Source organism: Spirosoma migulaei, assembly GCF_054776855.1.
This window is the reverse complement of record NZ_BAAHBG010000018.1, coordinates 87,597-109,070: the sequence shown is the minus strand read 5'-3', so window position 1 is coordinate 109,070 and position 21,474 is coordinate 87,597. Positions and strand designations below refer to the sequence as shown.

General features: G+C 45.0%; 7 protein-coding genes. All 7 read right to left on the bottom strand.

What is annotated here, in order from left to right; all coding sequences use genetic code 11:
- The coding region (locus ACYVGO_RS20250; RefSeq protein ID WP_460970806.1) for a tetratricopeptide repeat protein at window positions 1–896 on the bottom strand (896 nt) is incomplete at its 3' end.
- A gap of 346 nt (window positions 897–1,242) precedes the next feature.
- Window positions 1,243–2,739: a DUF7619 domain-containing protein gene (locus ACYVGO_RS20245; RefSeq protein WP_460970805.1), complete on the bottom strand. Its 1,497-nt coding sequence runs from the start codon at window positions 2,737–2,739 to the stop codon at window positions 1,243–1,245.
- A 27-nt stretch (window positions 2,740–2,766) separates the two neighbouring features.
- Window positions 2,767–7,320 carry a DUF6531 domain-containing protein gene (locus ACYVGO_RS20240; RefSeq protein WP_460970804.1) on the bottom strand — a complete coding sequence of 1,518 codons (4,554 nt, stop codon included), beginning with the start codon at window positions 7,318–7,320 and terminating at the stop codon, window positions 2,767–2,769.
- Window positions 7,321–7,340: 20 nt separating this feature from the next.
- Window positions 7,341–14,222 (bottom strand): CARDB domain-containing protein, encoded by a 6,882-nt coding sequence (locus ACYVGO_RS20235; RefSeq protein WP_460970803.1) that lies wholly within the window; start codon window positions 14,220–14,222, stop codon window positions 7,341–7,343.
- A 107-nt stretch (window positions 14,223–14,329) separates the two neighbouring features.
- Entirely contained in the window at window positions 14,330–15,049 is a 720-nt protein-coding gene (locus ACYVGO_RS20230) for a hypothetical protein (RefSeq protein ID WP_460970802.1), read from the bottom strand.
- 569 nt (window positions 15,050–15,618) lie between these two features.
- The gene (locus ACYVGO_RS20225; RefSeq protein WP_460970801.1) at window positions 15,619–19,149 is read right to left on the bottom strand and encodes a two-component regulator propeller domain-containing protein; all 3,531 of its coding nucleotides are present in this window, start codon (window positions 19,147–19,149) and stop codon (window positions 15,619–15,621) included.
- A gap of 211 nt (window positions 19,150–19,360) precedes the next feature.
- On the bottom strand, window positions 19,361–21,319 hold the full coding sequence (locus tag ACYVGO_RS20220; RefSeq protein WP_460970800.1) for a response regulator: 1,959 nt from the start codon (window positions 21,317–21,319) through the stop codon (window positions 19,361–19,363).
- Window positions 21,320–21,474: the final 155 nt, after the last annotated feature.

Genomic DNA, 21,474 nt, shown 5'->3' with positions numbered 1-21,474 from the left:
AATCGATACACCTGATAGCTGTGCGTAGCAGCCACTAGTTGATTCAACGCCCGCTGGCATTCGGCGATGTAGTAGTTCGATTGGATTTCAAAATCAATATGCCGGTCTTTTGGGTTCTGGGATATTCGGTTTTTATACTGTTTCAGTCCAATCTGTAAATGAGCCAGACCAGCCACTGGTTGCCCAGCAGACCGGTCATTATTCCCTAGAATGATGTATCCCCAGCACTGATCGACCGAACCGTCTTCATAGCCATGTAGGGCTTTCTTATAAGCTGCTTCAGCCTGCCCGAACTGGCGAAGCCGAAAAAAATAGTTGCCTTCATAATTATAGGCAATCGCCACCAATCGACGGTTTCCCGTTACACGAGCCAGTTCTATGGCAATTTTCAAATAATCATAGGCTCGCTGAAAATCACCCGTCAGGTTCAGAAAATTGGACTGACTCAGGTAGTATCCACAAACATCAGCAGGGATAGTTCGGCGGAGCTTGGGGGAACTAGAAAGATAGGCTCCCGTCTGAGCAAACCAATAGTTTGCGGAATCGGCTAAGGGAATACGCCCATAGCAGGCAGCAGCAAGCGACAAAAGTTGGAACTGGAGTGTATCACTCCCTATCCGGCTTCGAGCCAACCACTGGAGGCCCAATAAGGTAGGCGTAATGCCGAGCGTATACTGACCTCCTTTGTAGTGAGTTGTGCCAACACGACAATATACATTTGCTATATGAGTGGCATAAAAATCAGCTTTAAGCCATTTTTTAGTTTGAACTGCTGAACGATAAAAATTTTGTCCTAAATCGACGACTTGTTTTGTATTGTTTTGTTTTAGGGCCTGACTAAATAATTGGTCTTGTAACTGAGCATTTTGAGCTGTTACTGTTGTGCTTGCAAGCAATATTAATATTAAATAAGAAGCTGTTTTATTATACATATTTTCGTTTAATGACGAATAAACATAGTAATTTTCTACAGTCAGTAGGGCCATTATCAAGGATCTAGAAATGGTTTCAAGTTACTTAGTACAATTGTTAGTGTGTGCTAAGTGTAATTTTTCTTACTTAGTAAACCAGTTTATTTAAAAACGCTCTAAAAATATATACTTTCATCGCATTTTCGAACAATAAGAAATTTGATTCCACTATTCAACGTAATAAGTAATCTCTATTGGTGAACAACTTATATTGACTATATGCATCAGCTAATATCATCCACGAAAACCTCAGTATATCTGCGGATAAGAATTATTTTCCAGTCAATACCAGCTCCACATCTTTCTTGAGCGTTATAGCGCTCTGCTTATCCAGTGTTAAGGTCCGGCAAATTCCGTTTGTATTAAGTACTGGGCTAGCAGGAACATTCGCAGGGATGAGTACATCGGTATTAACACTAGGAACGGCACCACAGCTCCAGTTAGCGGGGTTATGCCAGCTTTCCCCAGCAATGCCGAGCCACTTGGATGCAAACGTAATCGTCCGCTCCGCGCTATAGTTAGTGGCTGTACCAACCTTTACAGCGCAGCGGTAGCTATAGCCATAATACGTTTCCGGGGCCTGTTTAATAATAAGCTGTGTACTGGTTGTTCCGGTATAAATTTCGTTATCAGCAATGTTCGTAAAGCCAGCACCGGTGTTGACCTGCCATTGGTAACTGGCGCCTGCCGTTGCTGTTGTTGAAAAACTGGCATTGGCACCAACACATACGATGCCTGATGCGCCCGGCAAACTTACCGTTGTAACCTGATCTCCTTTATTTTTCTCGGCCTCTATATTGCCCGCATTATCCGAAGCTCGTGTATAGAATGCGTACGATATTCCAGGCGTACCGTTCAGTTTTTCAGTAGTTATGATGAGCTTGTCTTTGTAAATGGTGAACGGGCCGTTGTTTTTGGAAACATAAAGAATATAATCTTTCAGGCCAGAACCCCTCGGATCGTCCTGTCCTGACCAGCTAACGTTAAAGACGCTATCAACTACAGCGCTCAGCGTGCCTATTTTTGACGTAGGTGCAATAGCGTCAATTGTGTTCACCCATTTATTGGTAACAATTACATCTTCTGTGTCGAAAATGATACTCGCAGTAGCACTAATTGTGTCTCTAGTTTGCGCCGTTGACGATGGAATAATCGTAAAGTTTACGTAGCCCTCTCCATTATGACGCGTCGTGTCATTAACAGGCAGGAACCCCCCATTGGCAGGCAATGTAGACGACAATCCGGTTTTGGGATCGATGCTCTGAAATATCCAGAACGCCCGCCGATTGGCCACGTCCAAACCGGCCGTAACATCTACAAAAACCCCCAGGCTATCGCGCACATCCAGGCGTTTGCTATAAATGCTAGTGTTAGGTGGCACTGTAAAATTGAACGAGCCAAATCCAAAATCACTCAGCCGCAACGACGACGGATTGAGTTTTGGATGTATGGGTACATACACCGTTACGTTCTGCGCCGGAGCCGTAGCCAGTTTGGGATCATTTTCAAATAGCACTTTATAAGGCAGGGTCTGCTTCAACGCTACCCAGCGAAGGCTATCGTATCCGGCTGGTCCCACCATTTCGTTCGGGTCTTTAGGCCGAGGAACGGGGATGGATGTTTTATTAGGATGATCGTCTTCACATTTGCCGCTTGGATCAGGGCAACCGGGAGGCCCATCTGGATTGCCAGGTGGTTTGCATTCTCCTTGGGCAAAGCCTTGAATATAACCTATTAATAGAAGGAATAATAGATTCTTGTAAAACATAACAGCAAAGTTTTTAATTAGAAGTATTTAATAGCCACATCGAAACCTTTCTGCTATTTTGCACTGGCATGTCACTGGATTTTGTCCATCATAATACCAAATGTGTGTATGAACTGGACTTCCAGTTTTTGCAAGACATCCACCATGGTCATGAGTAGTATCTGTATATTCTTCTACGATATCTCCAAGTGGACATGGTTTACAATCACCATCTGGGTCTGGATTTCCATTAGAATCAACACGTTCAGTTCTGATTTCATATCGCTCTCTCCTTTCTTTATTTTTTTGTGCAACAGAAGGAGAGCATGTACCATCCGGGCAGGCAGGTACTTGAGGAATTGTAGTATTCTCTCTCTCTTCTATAATTAGATAGGTTACAAGCACTACTCCAGCAGCAAGAAGTACATATCTTCCAACAGGAGTTGCAGCAAGTAACGCCCAAGCTCCCGAAAGTTGAATTGGTTCACATGATTGAGTACCATAAGGATCTATATTATTGGGAGCAAAATAGCCTGCATATAAATTATAACCATCTATAAATTTGGATGGATCTCGCTGAGCAAATCTTCCATCTTTCTGATTGTAAAGACGCATCCGAAAATCATATGAACTCTGTCCTGTCAAGTAATGTCTTCCAGTAAAAGCCACAGAGTTTCCTACAGCAGATGAAGACAAACTATTGTATGAAGCCGTAAAATATTTTATTTCACCAAATCCGTTATACTCATATCTTTCAACAATAGCTTTGGTGTCTAATACTGCCAGAACACTTCCTTGGCCGTTATTTAATAAATAATAGTGATTTATATTATCAACTGAATAGGAAATAACATCATCAACCCAAGTACCATATATATAGGTCTTTTTATTGATATTTTTACTATTTATCTCTTCAATGATTTTTTGATTATCATAATAATAGTTAATTGTATCATTATTTATAACAGACTGTATTTTCCTGCCAAATGGGTCATAAATATAAGTTATTTTGTTGCCAATAATCTGTATTTGTTTGTTCTCAAAATCATATTCATAACTTTTATCGCCATCGGATAAAGTGTTTCCGTTCTTATCATATTTGTAATTTTTAATCTCCGTATTTGATTTTACACTTGTATATGCATTTAAATTATTAACTGTGTAAGTTTTATTAATACCGTTCTCAAACGAAGTAATTCTATTATTTAAAGCGTCATAGGTATAAGTACTATTATACAAAGTGTCAAATAATACTTCATTAGCCAACTTACCTCTGTAAAAACCTGTTAGCTGATACAGTTTATCATATTTGTAAATTTCAGATCGCGAATTATATTTATTGTCAATGACACTTAACTTATTGCCTTCTTTATCATAAGTATAGCTTAAATCTAAAACTTTACCAGGTTGACAAGAGAGATTAATAACCCAATTATTGGAATTGTAAGAGTACTCTGATCGATACCCATTGGCAAACGATTTTTTGATAAGACGGCTACCTGCATCATATTCAAAACTTGTCAGTATAGCTGTTCCTTCCTTAACGGCTATTAATTGGTCCCGCTTGTTTCTTTCTTCAGTAATTATCCTTCCACTTGGATACGTCAACTGACGAGTCCTACTACTGGTATTATAAGTATATTTCGTTGTTTTCCCATTTAACGTTTCTGATAAAACCTGATCGTTAGCATCATACGTAAAAGATATTTTTGCATTAAGATTATTAGCAGTTAAGCGACGTCCTGCCGCATCATAAGTAAAACTATCTGTTATGTTATTAGGATAGCTCCTTTTTATCAGGCGGTTTAAAGCATTATAAGTGTAAGTAGTAACTATACCGTTGTTATCTTTCCGACTTACTTTATTGCCATACGCATCATACGTATATTGACGATTGCTTCCATCAGGAAATACTTCTTTAACTAAATAATTTAGTTGATTATAAATGTAGGAAGTGATATTGCCCTTTGCATCAACAATACTTAGGCGATTTTCAACTGCATCATATGTAAACTTAGTAACATTACCTAATGCATCAATCTCGCTAGTTTTGCGATTTAGTACATCAAACGTATATTTCTTTATATTTCCATTCCGATCCTTCTCGCTAATAAGATTATCAGATAAATCGTACATATATTCAGTCATATTTTTATCTGCATCAACAAGTTGTATCTTCCGGTTTAACTCATCGTATTTTATTGATTTAATATTATTATTGCCATCTTTTTCTGAAATTACATTTCCATTTTTATCATAGGTATAGATAGTAATTACACCTAAATCATCTTTTAATATTGTTAAGTGTCTGTCGTCATCATATTCACTACTAATTATATTTCCGTTAGGTTGCTCTAATTTTATGATACTGCCATTAATATCGTAGGTATACTTTGTTATTTCATTTAGTGCATTAGTTGTAGTAATCTTTAAATCAATAGCATTGTAAGCATGTGATATTTTGTGTCCAAGTGGATCTGTCTCAGTTAGTAAGTTCCCATTAAAATCATAGGTGTAAGAAATTTTGTTACCCGTAGCATCTATTGTACTTACCAAGTGATTATGCTTATCATACGCAAAAGCGGTGATATTGCCATTTTTGTCTTTTTTGGTCAATCTATTTCCGCGATTATCATATGTATACTCAATAGATTTATTTAACGCATCAGTTATTTTAATTAATCGATTCAACGCGTCATATTGATACGAAGTAGGGTTACCATTGGCATCGACCTCGCTTGTGAGATTACCCACCGCATCATAACCATAAGTAACAATACCCCCTACTGCGTCAATCTTTTTAATAAGGTGCCCCAAATCATCATAGTCAAATCGAGTCGTATTTCCTCGTTTGTCAGTCTCAGTTAGGCGATTTCCTGCTTCATCGTAGGTGTAGGATATTGAATTTCCTAAAGCATCCGTTATACTGAGTGGCTGTCTACGGCTGTTGTAGGTATAAATTGTACTATAACCGTTTGCAGACGTTTCTTTGCTTACATTTCCTTGTTCGTCATACACTTTAATTGATGCATTACCCATTGGTGAAATACTGCTAATACGCCTTCTTAGTCCATCATATACGTAAGTGGTAGTTTTGCCAAGCGCATTTGTCACCCCGACCACATTACCTAATTTGTCGTAAGTAAAGGTGGTTGCCTGGTTAAGAGCATCCACTGCTTTTGTTATCTGACCCTTTGCGTTATATGTGTAGGTTGTAGTATTGTTTTGGGCATCGATTACACTTATGCGGTTTCCGTAACAATCATAAGTGTATTTAATTATCCCCCCTTCAGCATTAATTAACTTGATTAAATATCCACTCTCGTTGTATTCATATGACGTGGCATTCCCATTGGGATCAGTTTCTGTTAAATTATTACCCTTAGTGTCGTAGGTGTATTTTATTGTAACACCTAATGGTTTATTTAGCTGAGTTAGATTCCCATTTGCGTCGTATTGATATGTAGTTACATTTCCATTTTTATCTTGGAAACGAGTCACTTTATTATTTAGAAGATCGTAAGAATACGTATTGAAATTACCCAAAGGGTCTATTTCTTTAATTACATTTCCTTTACTATCGTATAGATACTTAGTCTCTTTATTATTTCCGTCTCGCTTAGAGAGTACATTATCTTGAGCATCATATGTATAATCAACGTTGAAGCCGCAGCAATTGCCTTTTTTGGATGCAATACGCCCTTGAACGTCATAAGTATATGTTGTTACAACGTTTTGCCCATTCACTTTTTCTGTTACGTAGGTTTTTCGTTGTGCAGGTACGTAGGTAAACAGATGGGTGGTAGCACATGACGTTATTTTTATTGCAGCACTATTTATGTTGTACTGCATACTCATATTATTCCCACCTTCGTCTGTATAGCCAATGATCCGGGCAGTTGAATCGTAGTAATAGCGAACAAAATCACCTAATGGATTGGTAACCTTTGTTGGGTTGCCTTTAGCATCATATTCGTAGTTTATTTTTCGAGACGGCTGGCAGGAATTGTCGGTTACGCCCGTTAATTGCCCATTTGCCCAAGAAAATGCAAGGCTATGGCCAGCTCCGTCGGTTAGCGTATTCAGCAAGCTGTCGGTATAAACCAGTTTAATGGCATTCCCTTTGGCATCCTGAAGTTTGGTTAGCCGTTTGTGGGTTGCGTTATCAAAGTAATAGCGGCTGTTATCTTTCGTATGCAAATAAAACTTATCCGTCTGGTATTCAACCAAGCCATCAAACACGCCGGTAGGGGCTACGTAGGACGAGCCCGATTTACGATACAATTCCCGCTTACCATCGGCCCGTTCAATCCAGATACCATCTTTATCGACTCTGTAAGCCATGTTGTAGGTAAAAGTCCAGCCTTTCCCCATGCCCCAATTTCTGTTCCGGCGGCTTACGTTGTAAGAAAAGGTTATGTCAATGGGAAGCCCCTGACCAGGTATTTTAAGATCTGTGCGGGCCTGATATAGGTTTCCAGTATAGCTGTTTACCTCAAAGCCATTGGGGACAATAACGTTTGGGCGGGCAATATTCTGGGCCAGTATTTCGATCCTTAAAAAACAAAGCAGAGCAAGTAACGGAAGTGAAAAATTCTTCATAAAAGGGTGTGATTAACTAGTTATTCAGTTAAGAGTAGGTCAATGGACAAAATACCTCGGGTTCTGGATACCGTATAGATTTTAAAGTAGCCGCTGGCTCCTGGTCGTAAAATACCCGGAGGGCCGTTTTCTTCTTGGCATACCAGAATAAGATCTGTTTTATTTTCACTCAATTTATCCGCAGTAAATGCGAGGGCTGCTCCTTCACTTGTGGCAATCAGGAATCGCGTTGGCACGGGTATATCTACAGACCCTTCATTCTTAAAATACACTGTAAACGTTCCTACTGTCGCAAAACGAATAGCAGCAGGCGTAACAAAATCCGCCGTCAGTTGCTGATCGAGCCCATCATTCGTGATGTTACAGATAAAGCCGGTACCATAGGCTGGGCCGCCGTTACCATTGGCAGCCTGACTGTTACCGGGTCCAAGCTTGATGGTAAAACTAGTAGCCAGAACAGTCGTTTGGCTGCCAGGTTTTTCGGCAACTACATCGTATATCCCAAGGGATTTATTTTGCAGATCGAAGGTCACATAGGCCAGGGTTTGATCCATAAGCTGAACCTTATACGGTGTTATCAAGTCAGCTCCGGATTTTCGTAGGCGAAAGAGAGTCGTCGCATCAAACCGGGCACCGGTAATTTTTACCGTAACCAGCCCTGTATTACCACCTTCTTTGGCATCGACTGCCGAAATGCCAAACGGAATAATTCGGGCCAATAGACTAACAGGCTGTCGGGTTTTGGCCGTATCAAGTCCCAGGCCAAGTAGGTAATAGGTACCGGCCTGCAAACTGGGAATAATTAGTGTTTGATTGGCCTTGAATGGTTCCGCAGCCAAGTAGGTGTATTGATTGGCAGTTGGTAAGGTGTCTTTGCGAATGAATATACGGTTCACTGCATTTTTTACCGAATCACCTTTGAGCGTGATAGCGAGTGTTTCTCCAACCAAGTTGGCTGGTATGTTGAGTCGATAATACAGTGGAGCGTTGGAGATCAGCGTATCAGTGGTGAGTGTATTCAGCACTAATTCCTTCACGGTTATCTTCAGCTTGCCTACCGATACGCCCTCGTTATTCGATTCATTTTGCTCAATGATATTGTTTTGTACGTCGGTTTTCACAATGACAACGTATTCGCCAAGCCCTACATCAGCCAGAGGTTTGTTTAACATCCTGCTTTGGGTAGCTCTTGATGGCAAATAGACCGTTCCGTCTAAGGTGCCAAAAAGCATATCAGAAGCATCAAGGGTTGAGTCCTTCGATAAATAGACCGCTTCCCGTAAATAGCCATTCACGGCATTTGGACCAATATTGGATAGCTTCCAGGTAATTGTGCTATTGCTACCTGCGTATCGTTCGGTTGTAGGAATCGTCACCTCCGATACAACCAGATCGCTTGGTTGTTGGGGTATAATGGCCAGGTTAGTGACAGCAATGTTGTTATCTTCGTTATTTCGCTCGAATACCGCATTACCTGCGTCGGTTTTTAAGAGCAGTATATAGTTACCCGATACGTTAGCTGGCAGTGTAAACTGATTGGTAACCATATACTCAGCGCCGGGGGCTAATGCGCCCGTATGTGGGAATGAGCCTATCTGTATGTCATTGCCCAGCGTCAAATCGGTCGATAGGTAAAGCTGGTCAACCCAGTTACTGGCGGGAGTTGGGCCTGTGCCATTGTTACGAACCGTAAACGAGATACTGACAGGTTGCGATACCATACCTTCGGCAGGCCCAAATAACGAAATGGGAACAAGATCGGCTGGTGGGGGCGTGATAATGCTGATGGGTTGCCCGCTACTGCCTGCGTTCGACAGAATCAGGGTATTATTGCCTCGTTGTGTATCAAAGTTTTGATTATCCTTATCCGTTTGTATCAAGACATATAGCACACCTGTCGATGTAGGCGGTATTGTGACGGTCTGTGTTCGGGTATAGCTGGTTCCTGCCGCTAACGGTTTCGTAATATCAACCGTCGTTAGCAATACATCATTGGCATCTACTACCGGATTCGCACTCAAGTAAATCGCATCCTGCCAACTAGAAACTACAGTAGCCTGAGCACTATTATTTTTTACGGTCCATTGAATCGTAATGGGTTGGCCTGCTGTCGCATTCGTGGTTAAAATAGCTCCTGCCGTGGCCGCTAGATCGACAGATGGTGGGACGACCAGATTAGTAGCTGTCGTGGCAACCGTCGTATTGTTGGTTTCGGCTGTATTCTCAAAAATACTACTGTCGGCATCAGTTTTTACGGCTACGAAATACCGCCCGGGACTAATGCTAGTTGGGATGCTGAAAGCCGCCGATTGAGTAAATGACTGTCCACTCGTAAGCGAACGGTTTTGATAGACTGTACCTAGATAGATCCGGTTGGCTTTACTCAGTGTGTTGGTTGGAGACAAGTAGATACTATCCTGCCAGGTTTTATTGTCGATCTGTCCGGTTCCGTTATTCTTGACACTGTATTGCAACGTAAGGGTTGTACCCAATGTGTCGGTGGCAGGAGCAACAATACTAATTACCTGCAAATCGGGCGCGGGAGCCAGGGTTATCGCGAATGAGAATGACCGGACATTATTCGTTTTTGATTTTTCGACCAGATTGCTGTCGGCATCACTAACCAGTAGTAAAAAATAAGTACCGGAAATCCCGGTCGGTAAAGCCGTCGAAATCTGTTTCGTATACTCACTACCGTAAGCTAGTAGTTGATTGGCTGAAACACTGGTTAGCAACCTATCAGTGGCGGGTTCAAATGTGGAATTGGTAGATAGGTAAAGTTTATCTTTCCAGTTCGTATTGTAGATTCCGGCCCGGCTATCATTTTTTACTTTCCATTGTACGGCAATCGTTTGGTCGGATGTTGCGCTGGCAGGAGCAGTAAGTAGAGTTGGGATTAAGTCCGGTAAAACAACACGAACTGGGGTTGATAGTCTGGCTACATTATCCTGCTCACCAGGGCTTTCGTAGATCTGGTCTGTGGCATCAGTTCTAACGAAGAGGTAGTATGTCCCTTCGGTTGTAGAGGCTGGAATAGTAACCGACTGCTGCGTGCTACTACTACTTAACGACTGTAAGGCATTCGTTCGTAACAGGCTGCCAAGGAGCTTATCGGTTGCCGTGTTAAAAACCGTATCGACTGATAGGTAGATGGTTTCCAGCCAGGAAGTGGCCGTGGCTATGGCACCTTCATTCGCAGTTGTCCATTGCACCATAATCGGTTGTCTGGTAGCTACCGTATCTGATGGTACGGTCAGTCCGTGAATAACCAGATTCGGCGTAGGCTTCTGAATAATGTTTATGGCATTTGTCCGACTGTTATTACCCTCTTTATTGTATTCAAATACCTGATTAAGCTGATCAGTAAGGACATGGATATAATACGGGCCGGTCGTAAGCCGAACCGGCATTTTGAACTTAGCAGAAACGATATACTCGCCATTAACGGGTAGTGCCTGATTTCGCTCACGTGAAAAAAGCAGCTTATCTGTTGTTACATCCAGCGCCTGATTCTGACTTAAAAAAATCTGATCTACCCACTTGGCAACAGTGGTTGGACCAGTACCCATATTTTTTATAGTATACGTAACAGAGGTCGAATCGTCCGAAATAGCGTTGGCTGGCGTTACCAGGCTTGTTATTTGCAAATCGGGTGGAGGAGCCAGCGATACTGATATGGGCGAGCTGACCAATTGGTTATTCGTTTTGTTTGCTTCCGGTACTGAATTGGAGGCATTCGTCTGAACGATAATATAGTATTTACCTTCTATTCCCTGAGGAAGTCGGTATCGGAGTTCGTCTGACGGATACGATTCACCGATGTTCAATGCCCTAAGATTGGATATACTGTTTACATAAAAGTTGTCGCTCCCGGTATTCAGTACCGGTTGATCGCACAGATAGACTTGATCCAGCCAGGTTTTGTCCTGGGTAGCACCTGTGCCCTGATTCTTGACCCTCCAGCGAATAACAATATCAGTCTCAGAAGTGGCTGCGGCTGGCACATTAATACTTTCGACGATCAGATCGGCCTGTAGACGGGTTGTGAAGGTGAGGATTGCCGATTCGGCCCGACAACTGACCTGTTTAGCCACAACTTTCCACTTGTAGGCTACCCCATATTGCAGATTATTATTTGATAAGGAATAAGCAATCTGGCTGAGGTTTGACACAAGAGGCTGCGTTGGCACAGTGGCATCGGCTTTCCATACATACAGGTCATACGCCAGAGCACCGGTTACAGCGGCCCAACTGAGTTTGACTGGTATGTCCAGATTCTCAGTATTCGTTACAGGAATGAGATTGACGGGGGCTACAACGCCGGGTAAATGCTGAATGGTGACTTTTATGGTGTCGTTCAAGCGGAAGGTATCGGCTAGAAAAGAGCTGTATGTACTTATGGTGTAACTGCCTATTGTTGAGAGATTAGCTTTCTGCGTAAATGTATAATCCAGCGTTTCGCCTGGAGACAGCGCCGTAGAGGAAACCGTTTCTGTAACGGGCTGGCCTTTATTAATCTGGTAAGAAACCGAAAAATTGGATTGGCTTATATTGCCATAATTACGAATACGGACGGTTACATTATCGGCCGATGTGTGATTGCAATCTGTTATAGGTGCCACCAACGCACAGATGCCGATGTCGGCAATCTGGCCATTTTGCGGTTGTCTTTTCCAGGGATTGAATTTTACTTTGTTAGAAACCGTATTGCCTTTACCCGTCGGATTCAGCGACGCATGAAATGGGCCTAACTCACTACCCCAATATACGTTTCGTGCATCAACCGTATCGGCAGTCGCATTACTGACATTGTTTATCCCAAAATCGCTGTTCCCATAAATGTTACAGTTGGTAAAAACAGGTCGTCCGCTACTGACATATACGCCGACCTTATTGTTGAAAAAGTTAGAGCCAGAAATAACAGCGCTCCCAACATTACTGAGTTGAAGCCCTCTGTATTGCGCATTGGAAATTGTAATGTTGCCTATTGAAAAATTGGCGGTAGCAATATCCAGAGCCGCATTATTATCCCGCGTACTACCTAACTTATCTAAGTTGATTAAATTGAGTGCTGAGTTTGTGCTGTTCGCCGACAGATAAATTCGTCCGCCAGAAATAGATGCGGTTGTGCTTTGTAAACGGGTAAGCCGGATAGGGGTACTTTCGGTGCCAATGGCTCGTAAGGTACCGTTTACATAGATCTCTCCGCCCTGCAATCCAAAATCTACAAGCGTGCCCGGTGCGATAGTTAGTATATAGGCTTGGGGTACGGTAACTGCTCCAATAAGCAGATAATATGACTTGTAACCAGGTATTGGCCACGAGGCATTGGCAGCTAGGCTACTATTATTTATAGAGATAACCGCATTAGTATTGTTAAAAATATTATTGCAATTTCCAGCGGAAGCCCTTATCGCAATCGAATTTGCCAGGAAGAGATTGCCCTGAATAGTAGGCGAGATAGTGGCCTCATTGATAATGATTGCAACCTGCTCAGCATTCTTTATCAGACAATTTCGGATTGTACAAGCTAGATTGATGTTGATCGCGGCATTGCCAAAATAGTTGTCGCCCAGCTTGTCGATGGCCACATACTGCATCACTGAAGCACCCCCACCAGCCTTAAAATAAATACCTCCTCCATGAGTGGAGTTGACATTGCCTCCGCCACCTACACCCCGAAACCGGATCGAATCAGTGGCGGTGCCCTGAGCGATCAGGGTGCCAAACACATCCAGGTTTTGACTCCAGGTTGGCATCTCTACCAGCACCCCTGGCTCAATGGTCAGCTTGTAGCCCTTGTCCACCGTGACCGTATTGATGAACCGGTAGAAGGAGTTGGGACCCAGCTTGGGCATGCGGGCATCCAATGCCCCCGCACTGTTGTTGACGCCCGTCAGAGCCGAACGCACATCAGCGAAGTTGTTGGCTCCTCCCACCCACATCAGCACATCATACTGCTCACTGTTACGCACTGAGATGTGCTGGAGAGTAGGCGTTTGGGGAATGGTAATGTTGATGGCAGCATTGCCAAAATAGTTGTCGCCCAACTTGTCGATAGCCACATACTGCATCACCGAAGCCCCCCCTCCCGTCTTAAAGTAGATGCCTCCCCCATGAGTCGAGTTGACATTACCCCCGCCACCCACGCCCCGAAACCGGATCGAATCGGTGGCCGTACCCTGGGCGATCAAGGTACCAAACACATCCAGATTCTGACTCCAGGTCGGCATCTCCACCAACACCCCTGGCTCAATGGTCAGCTTATAGCCCTTGTCCACCGTGACCGTATTGATGAACCGGTAGAAGGAGTTGGGACCCAGCTTGGGCATGCGGGCATCCAATGCCCCTGCACCAACTGTAATGCCTGTCAGCGCTGAACGCACATCAGCGAAGTTGTTGGCTCCCCCCACCCACATCAGCACATCATACTGCTCACTGTTACGCACTGAGATGTGCTGGAGAGTAGGCGTTTGGGGAATGGTAATGTTGATGGCAGCATTGCCAAAATAGTTGTCGCCCAGCTTGTCGATGGCCACATACTGCATCACTGAAGCACCCCCACCTGCTTTGAAGAAAATGCCCCCTCCATGCGTTGAGTTGACATTACCTCCGCCACCTACACCCCGAAACCGGATCGAATCGGTGGCGGTGCCCTGGGCGATCAAGGTACCAAACACATCCAGGTTTTGACTCCAGGTTGGCATCTCCACCAACACCCCCGGTTCAATGGTCAGGGTTTGGTTAGCTGGTATTGTTACTGTACCAGTAAGAACGTAAGGACTTTTAGCCTTAGTCCAAGTGCCGGAAACAGAGCCACTTATAGGTGTGTCAGCAAAACTATTGTAACTGACTACCAAAAAGTAGACCAACGAAGCTATCAATTTTAATCGTATAGCCATAATGATGTGAATAGCAGGTGGGTAAGGGCACTTCTATGAAATGGGGGCCAAAAGAGTCTATAACTTCGTGGAAGGAGATTCTCAGTTAGTTAGTCCAACGCCACTACTTATCGCAGGGCTTTTTGCTTAAGTTGCAAAAGTTGATCTTTGATCTGTTGATTTTCCTGAAGCAGATTTTCTATTTGTTTCTGCTGTTGAAGCATATATAGCGTAAGCTCTTCAATTTTTTCCAGCAGCTTGGCCTCTGTTCTGCCTACGTCGATACCACCATCTTTGACGATCTGATCTGCGCTGTCAATACCAGGCAGGTGGTGAAATTGATCGATATATTGTCTGACTTCGTACAACGGACGTAATCTATAGGAAGAGCTAAATACTTTATCTGACCAGTCGTCAGTCGTTTTGATGGCTACCTTTAGCTTTTCTGTTAGGATACCTTGAGATACATAGAGGTTATAGCCCGACGGCTTATAGGTTATTCCTTCGCCGATAATGACGCCACCTGAGCTACTGTTTTGTAAGTAAGAGCCAACCGACCGCCATAGGCCTGTTGAGTCAGCAGCTAATCGTGCACTGTTATTGAGGCTACCTAAAATTACATTTCCTTCCTCATCAACGGTCAGGAATTTGGTTCGATTGAGGACTGTAGCTGGAGACGTATACGGCAAACTGCTTAACCGAAGTCCGGATTGATTGGCTGCTCCTGTCAGGTAAAGTTTGCTTTGGACATTCAACGGTGATCCATCGGATACACGTATAGACTGGCCAGCAACTTTGGCGCTAATGAGATAGATGAACAGGAGTAAGAGGTGTAGATGTATTTTCATAGGGATAGATAGTTAGAGCCACTAATTTACTAATTCAACAAATTAATCCTACTAGTTCAGTATCAATAGATTGTAAAAAATACGGAGTTTTTAAAGTAAATATCAAGATCTCAACTTTGATTGCCTATTTGTTAAACATATAACTATAATTGCCGCTCGAAAGAGAACTGGAAGAATTAGTGTTTTTGTCGATTCAATACTTTTCGGCGTTAACTAAATAAGGAATAGCTGAAGAAGCCCTCGACAGAACCTATTATCAGATTTTCACTCGTTGCTTAGACGTATATGGTAAGACTAAATTAGGTCTTTACGCATTTCATTGATCTTGCGGAACCGGATGATTTCAGGACAGGTAAAAATCAATTTCGTCCAATAAAAGGGTAACTAGTGTTATTTATTGGACGGATAAATTGCTATGGATGAATAGCTTACAACAATTCCAATCGTTCACAAAATCGTCCACGAAAACCTCCGAATAAAAGCAGGACAAAACATTATCAGGCGCATACAATCACTGCTTATGTCCCTCGACTACCCAATTAGGCATAATGATGGGGCAGATTCTTAGGTCAGTGAGCGGTTGGCAATTGAATGATAAACTCAGTCCCCACTCCTTCCTGACTCTCCACAAGCAATAAACCCTGATGCCCCTTGGTTACAATATCATAGGAGAGTGATAATCCCAAACCAGTACCTTCGCCCGTGGGCTTGGTGGTAAAAAAAGGCTGGAAAATTTTGGCTTTGATTGAATCGGAAATGCCTGTACCGTTGTCAATTACCCGAATCTGAATATATTGATTAACCTGGGTGGTCTTTACAGTTACGGTAGGTTGATAGCCATTCAGCGTTGTTTTCTGTTTTTCGCGTACGGCATAGAACGCGTTGCTGTACAGATTCAAGAGCACCCGGCCAATCTCCTGAGGAACCACCTCGACCTTTCCAAATTCAGTGCCAAAGTCTGTTTTCAGTTCGCAGTTAAATCGGTCCCGCTCCGGCGGACCGGCCGGAGCGGGACCGGTTGAATCGGCTTTGTCTTTAGCGCGAAGGCCCTGGTAAGCAATTTTGAGATATTCATCGGCTAAGGCGTTGATGTCGATGAACCGTTTCTCTCCCGTTTCGGTACGGGAGTGTTCCAACATACCCCGCACAATACTCGACGCCCGGTTACCGTGATGACTGATCTTTTTTAAATTGCTGGTGAGGTCGCCCAGAATTTCTCCAGCGTAGTCTTTTTCGGAGTCAGATAGTTTCAGCAATGGCCCTTCCTTCAATTCATCAATCAGATCGACACTCACTTCGGCGAAATTATTGACAAAGTTCAACGGATTTTGGATCTCATGGGCGATGCCGGCCGTCAGTTCACCCAGGCTGGCGAGTTTTTCCCGCTGAATAAGCTGATCCTGCGTGTCTTTGAGTTCGGTCAGGGCGTCGGCCAGGTGGTTGCGCTGAGTTTCGATTTCCTGCTTTTGGTGGATCACCTCTTCCGTGCGCAGGGCTACTTTACATTCCAGCAGTTGGTTGGCCCGCAGCAGTTGCCGAGACCGGTATCGAATCAGAGCCCAGACGCCCAGAGCCGCCAGCAGGGTATACAGGGTGTAGGCCCACCAGGTGCGCCACCAGGGCGGCAGGACCACGAGCCGAATTGCGGTTCCTTTCTCGTTCCAGACCCCATCGTTGTTCGACGCTTTTACCCGAAAAACATAGTTGCCTGGTGCCAGAAACGAATAAGTGGCCGTACGCTGTGCTCCACAGTATACCCACTCGCTGTTCGCACCTTCGAGCTGGTAAGCATAGCGGTTCTTCTCCGGCGCGATAAAGTTGAGGCCTACGAAATTGAACGAGATTTCGTTGGCGCTGTAGGCCAGCGTCATGGGTAATTTTGGAAACAGACGGGTCGAATCCAGCACCTGAACCTGGGTGATGTACACGGGTGGTTTATAAGGATTACCACCCATTTCCGATGGCCGAAACACCACCAATCCATTCGTACAACCAAAGGCCAGTTCGTCCGTTGGTGTGCGGGTACAGGCACCTGTAAATTCCCGGCTCAGCAGCCCATCGCGGTTGTCGAATACACGAAGTTTGCGCGTCACGGGGTTCAGTCGGCATAATTTTTCGCCGGTAGCCATCCAAAGCATGCCCGCCTGGTCGGTAACAAGGGCAACTACATGATTGTCAGGTAGTCCGTCATGGATCGTGAAAGTAGAAACGGCAGCCGTTTTAGGATCGATGCGGAATATCCCACCAATATTGGTCGATACCCAGATAGCCCCGTCGTGGGTTTCACAGAGCGCCGGCACATCCCGACTATACATAATTTTCTGATTTTCAGTATGCTTTGGGTGATAACTTACAAACCTACCCGTACGGAAGTCTAGTTTGCAGGGGCCTACGCCCCCCACAGCTACCCAGACATCCCCGGCCCGGCTCACCAGAATGTCGTTGACCTGGCCTCCGCCCTTGCCGATGGGGCTATCTTTATCGATTGGGTAACGTGTATACCGACCATTGGTTGGGTCGAACCGAGCCAGATTCGACTGACCGCCTACCCACAGGTTTCCGTGGTTGTCTTCCTCGATACTAGTGATGGAAAAGCTGGCAGGATAGTGCCGAAACTGACCATTGGCATCCATCGTGTGTAGACCCGACGGGGTGGCCATCCAGATCCGTCCGCTCCGGTCGCAATGGATGGTCGAAATCAGATCGGCGGCAGCGTCCACGGCGGTAGCATCCACTGTGGACGCATTTACAACCATTTTTTTCGGGGTTAGCAGAGTAGGCGTGAGCAACTGCGACGTGTAATTGACGTACGTATGACGATCCGACAGATTCAGCCGAAACACACCCTCAGCGTAAGGTCGTTTGGCGTTACTGAACCAGATATTTCCCCGTCGGTCGGTCGATAGCGTGGTAACGTGGTTCTCGAACCGGGGCGTCACGTTGTGGTCTGGAATGGGTTGATAGAAAGCAAACTGGGGCATTAGCATGGAGTACCGGTCGATGCCGTTTGCTGTCCCTATCCAGAATGTACCCCGATTGTCGGCCAGCAACGCCCAGACTACGTTGTGGCTCAATGAACCCGCAATAGTCGGATCTGCCTGATAAGTGACGGATTTGCCGGTTGCGGGGTCGAGCTGGATCAGGCCCGAAAATGTTCCGGCTATCAGGTTATGGTGTTCGTCTTCCGCCAGGCCGTGCGGCAATATTTCCAGGTTATTCAGGTATACCTGACCAGTTGGCACGTACGTGGTAGCTGCATTTCGCAGGCCAGGCAATGGTGTTTTTCCCGGCAGCAACCGATAAAGCCCTCTGCGCTGGGTCGCTACCCATAGGCTATTGTCGGCACAGAGGTACATCGACTCAATGATGGGTTGCTTTTCGGCGGGGTTGATGCCAAAATAATACGGGCTGAACTGCCCCGTGCGCCTGTTCAAGGTGAACAGCCCGGTGGAGGTACCTACCCACAAGGTACCAAACCGATCTTCCTGAATAGACCACACCCGGTCATCGGCTCCCTTCGCAACAGGTATGTCGTAGAATTGATACTGTTTCGTGTGGGTATCGAAGCGTGCCAGCCCCCCTTCTGAGCCAATCCAGAGAAAACCCTGTTTGTCTTCCATCATCGTATAGCAGATGTCGTAGGGTTTAAAACGCTCCGATCGATCCGGCCCTATCCGAAAGTAGTTGATCCGGCCTGTTTGCTTGTTGAGTCGGTGCAGCCCTCCGCCAGGCGTAACAAACCAGATCTCTCCCGACCGCGACTCCAGCATATCCCAGACCGTATTAAGGGCCATGTGGTTGTTCGGGTCAGCGGGGTCAGGTTTATACACCTTAAACGTGTACCCGTCGTAGCGATTCAGGCCGTCGTCTGTGCCAAACCACATAAAGCCCTCCCGATCTTTGTAGATACAGAAAAGTCTATTGTTCGACAACCCCTGGGTAGTGCCCAGGTGCTCGAACTTCAGTAGATGCTGCCCCAGTGGATGCTGCGTCACTGGACGCTGCCCCTGCGCGAAGGCAGTAACAATTGTAGACAGGATAACGACAAGCAACTGGCAGCAGTATCCAATGGGGAAGTATCCACTGGGGCGTTTATTCATGGGTTCAGGTGAGGAAAGAGGGGTTATTGTCGACAGAATTACAGCCAGGCGTTAAAGAATTAGTTTTTTGCACGTTGCGGGTGTTTCTAAAAAAATGGTCGATCAGGCTCAATGGTCATTTATCGGCTTCAATCGCCCTGTCAGATTTGGGTCAAATGCTGATAAATTTGGGTCAATCCATAAAAAAACGTTGATGGTTTGCCTTGGGTAGCTATTGCCGAATATAATCGGTAGGCGTTTGCTGGTAAAACTCCTTGAAGACCCTCGTGAAATAGGATGGTGATTCAAAACCCACCATATAAGCCGTTTCGGATGCATTATGACCTGCACGCAACAGGTCGATAGCTTTGCGAAGTCGGTACTGACGAATTAGATCATTGGGCGATACCTGCAACAGTTTATTTACTTTCATATAGAGCGTCTTGCGACTCAGCGCCAATTGATCGGCTAGCCACTCCACACTTAGCGATGAATCATCCAATCGCTCCTCCAGCAACTGATACAACCGACCTAAAAACTGATCCTGAATGGTTACTAGCGGAGTTGATTGATCAGGCCGGGTAAATTGTTGCCGATATTCTTCCCGCAACTTTTCCTGACGGGTCAACAAATTCCGCAGTCGCAGACGCAACTCACCCAGGTGAAACGGCTTGGTCAAATACTCATCCGCGCCCTGATCCAGCCCTTTTAGTCGACTGTCGGTTTCAACGCTGGCCGTCAGCAGGATGACCGCAATATGATCGGTGGCCGGATCGGTTTTCAGTTGGTTGATGAGTTCATAGCCATCCATGCGGGGCATCATCAAATCTGAAATGATTACATCGGGCAATTCTTCTTTGGCGACCATCCAGCCTTCGTAGCCATTGGCGGCCGAACGGATACGGTAAGTAGTCGCTAATTCGGTTACTATAAACTCCCGCAGTTCTGCATTATCTTCTACAACCAACACCAGCGGTGTGTTGTCGGACAGCGTTGCCGTTGTTGGATGAACCAATTCAGTGGGCACTATTGGTACATCGACCGAGAGCCGGGATTCTATGTTCTGCGGAGTCATGGCACCTGCCTGCTGGAGGGGGATTTCCACCCGAAAATGGGTTCCCGAATGCCCGTTGAGCCCTGGCAATTGACTTTGTACGGTGATCGTTCCGCCTAGCCTGACTGTTAATTCATGAACCAGTGCCAGACCAATGCCGGTTCCTTCATAGGTGCGACTACGTGACGTATCGACCTGGTAGAATCGGTTGAAAATATGCGGTAGTTTATCCGCAGCAATACCAATACCTGTATCGCTGACGGTTAGTTGAGCCATCGTTGGCGTATGGGTCAAGCTAACGCTGATGCTGCCTGATTCAGTAAACTTGATGGCATTCGACAGTAAATTGTAAAGGATCTTCTCCCATTTGCCTGCATCGAAAAGGTAATTCCCGGCTGGCAAATTGGTCTGGTAGGTAAGGACCAGTTGCTTAATGGTAGTCGATGGACGAAACAGATCTACGATCTGGCCAACAAAGCTGGCTAGGTCCCCCACCTCATTGTCCAGATCCATTTGCTGGGCTTCAAGCTTGTTGATGTCCAGCAGTTGGTTAATCAGACGCAGCAATTGCCGGGCGTTACGCTGCACCGTCGATAACTGATTCTGGAAAGCCGTTGGCAGATTCGGGGTCTCCAGCAGGTTGTCGACTGGCGACACAATTAAGGTGAGGGGCGTACGGAGTTCGTGCGTGATATTGGTAAAAAAACGAGTTTTCATCTCGTCAACGGCCTTGAGTTCAACCGTTTCGCGGAGCTGACTGGCCGACCGAATTGTTTTTTCGAGGGTTAGCTCCAGATCCTTAAAGTTGATAGGTTTGGTAATAAAGTCAAACGCCCCCCGGTTCATGGCCGTTCGGATATTACTCATATCCCCATAGGCCGTAACGATTACGGTGCGGATAATGGGATTAATTTCCGATAGTTTGGCCAGCAAGGTTAGTCCGTCCATACCCGGCATATTGATGTCGCTGAGAACCACATCAATATCGAGCTGTTGCTCCAGAACCGTTAAGGCTTCCTGGCCATCGCGAACGAAGATAAACTCATAGGTGTGATTGTGAATCTGGCGTCGGAAATGTTGTTTGAAGAGGTCTTCTAAGTCGCTTTCATCATCGGCTAGTAGAATTTTTGTCTTCATACAGGGAAGGTTATTTTGTGGAGTGGTTAGCTCTACAAAAATAATTCCGTTGCCCAGGAATGCAAGCCATAATTTAATGGCTTGCAGAAGTTCATTGACCAATAGATCACTAAATAATCAATCTAGTAACCGTTTTAATAAATACTGATTATCAA

Excerpts from the sequence above, each read along its gene's own strand:
- ACYVGO_RS20245 (WP_460970805.1), bottom strand. The coding sequence starts at position 2,739 with ATGTTTTACAAGAATCTATTATTCCTTCTATTAATAGGTTATATTCAA.
- ACYVGO_RS20225 (WP_460970801.1), bottom strand. The coding sequence starts at position 19,149 with ATGAATAAACGCCCCAGTGGATACTTCCCCATTGGATACTGCTGCCAG.
- ACYVGO_RS20235 (WP_460970803.1), bottom strand. The coding sequence starts at position 14,222 with ATGGCTATACGATTAAAATTGATAGCTTCGTTGGTCTACTTTTTGGTA.
- ACYVGO_RS20240 (WP_460970804.1), bottom strand. The coding sequence starts at position 7,320 with ATGAAGAATTTTTCACTTCCGTTACTTGCTCTGCTTTGTTTTTTAAGG.
- ACYVGO_RS20230 (WP_460970802.1), bottom strand. The coding sequence starts at position 15,049 with ATGAAAATACATCTACACCTCTTACTCCTGTTCATCTATCTCATTAGC.
- ACYVGO_RS20220 (WP_460970800.1), bottom strand. The coding sequence starts at position 21,319 with ATGAAGACAAAAATTCTACTAGCCGATGATGAAAGCGACTTAGAAGAC.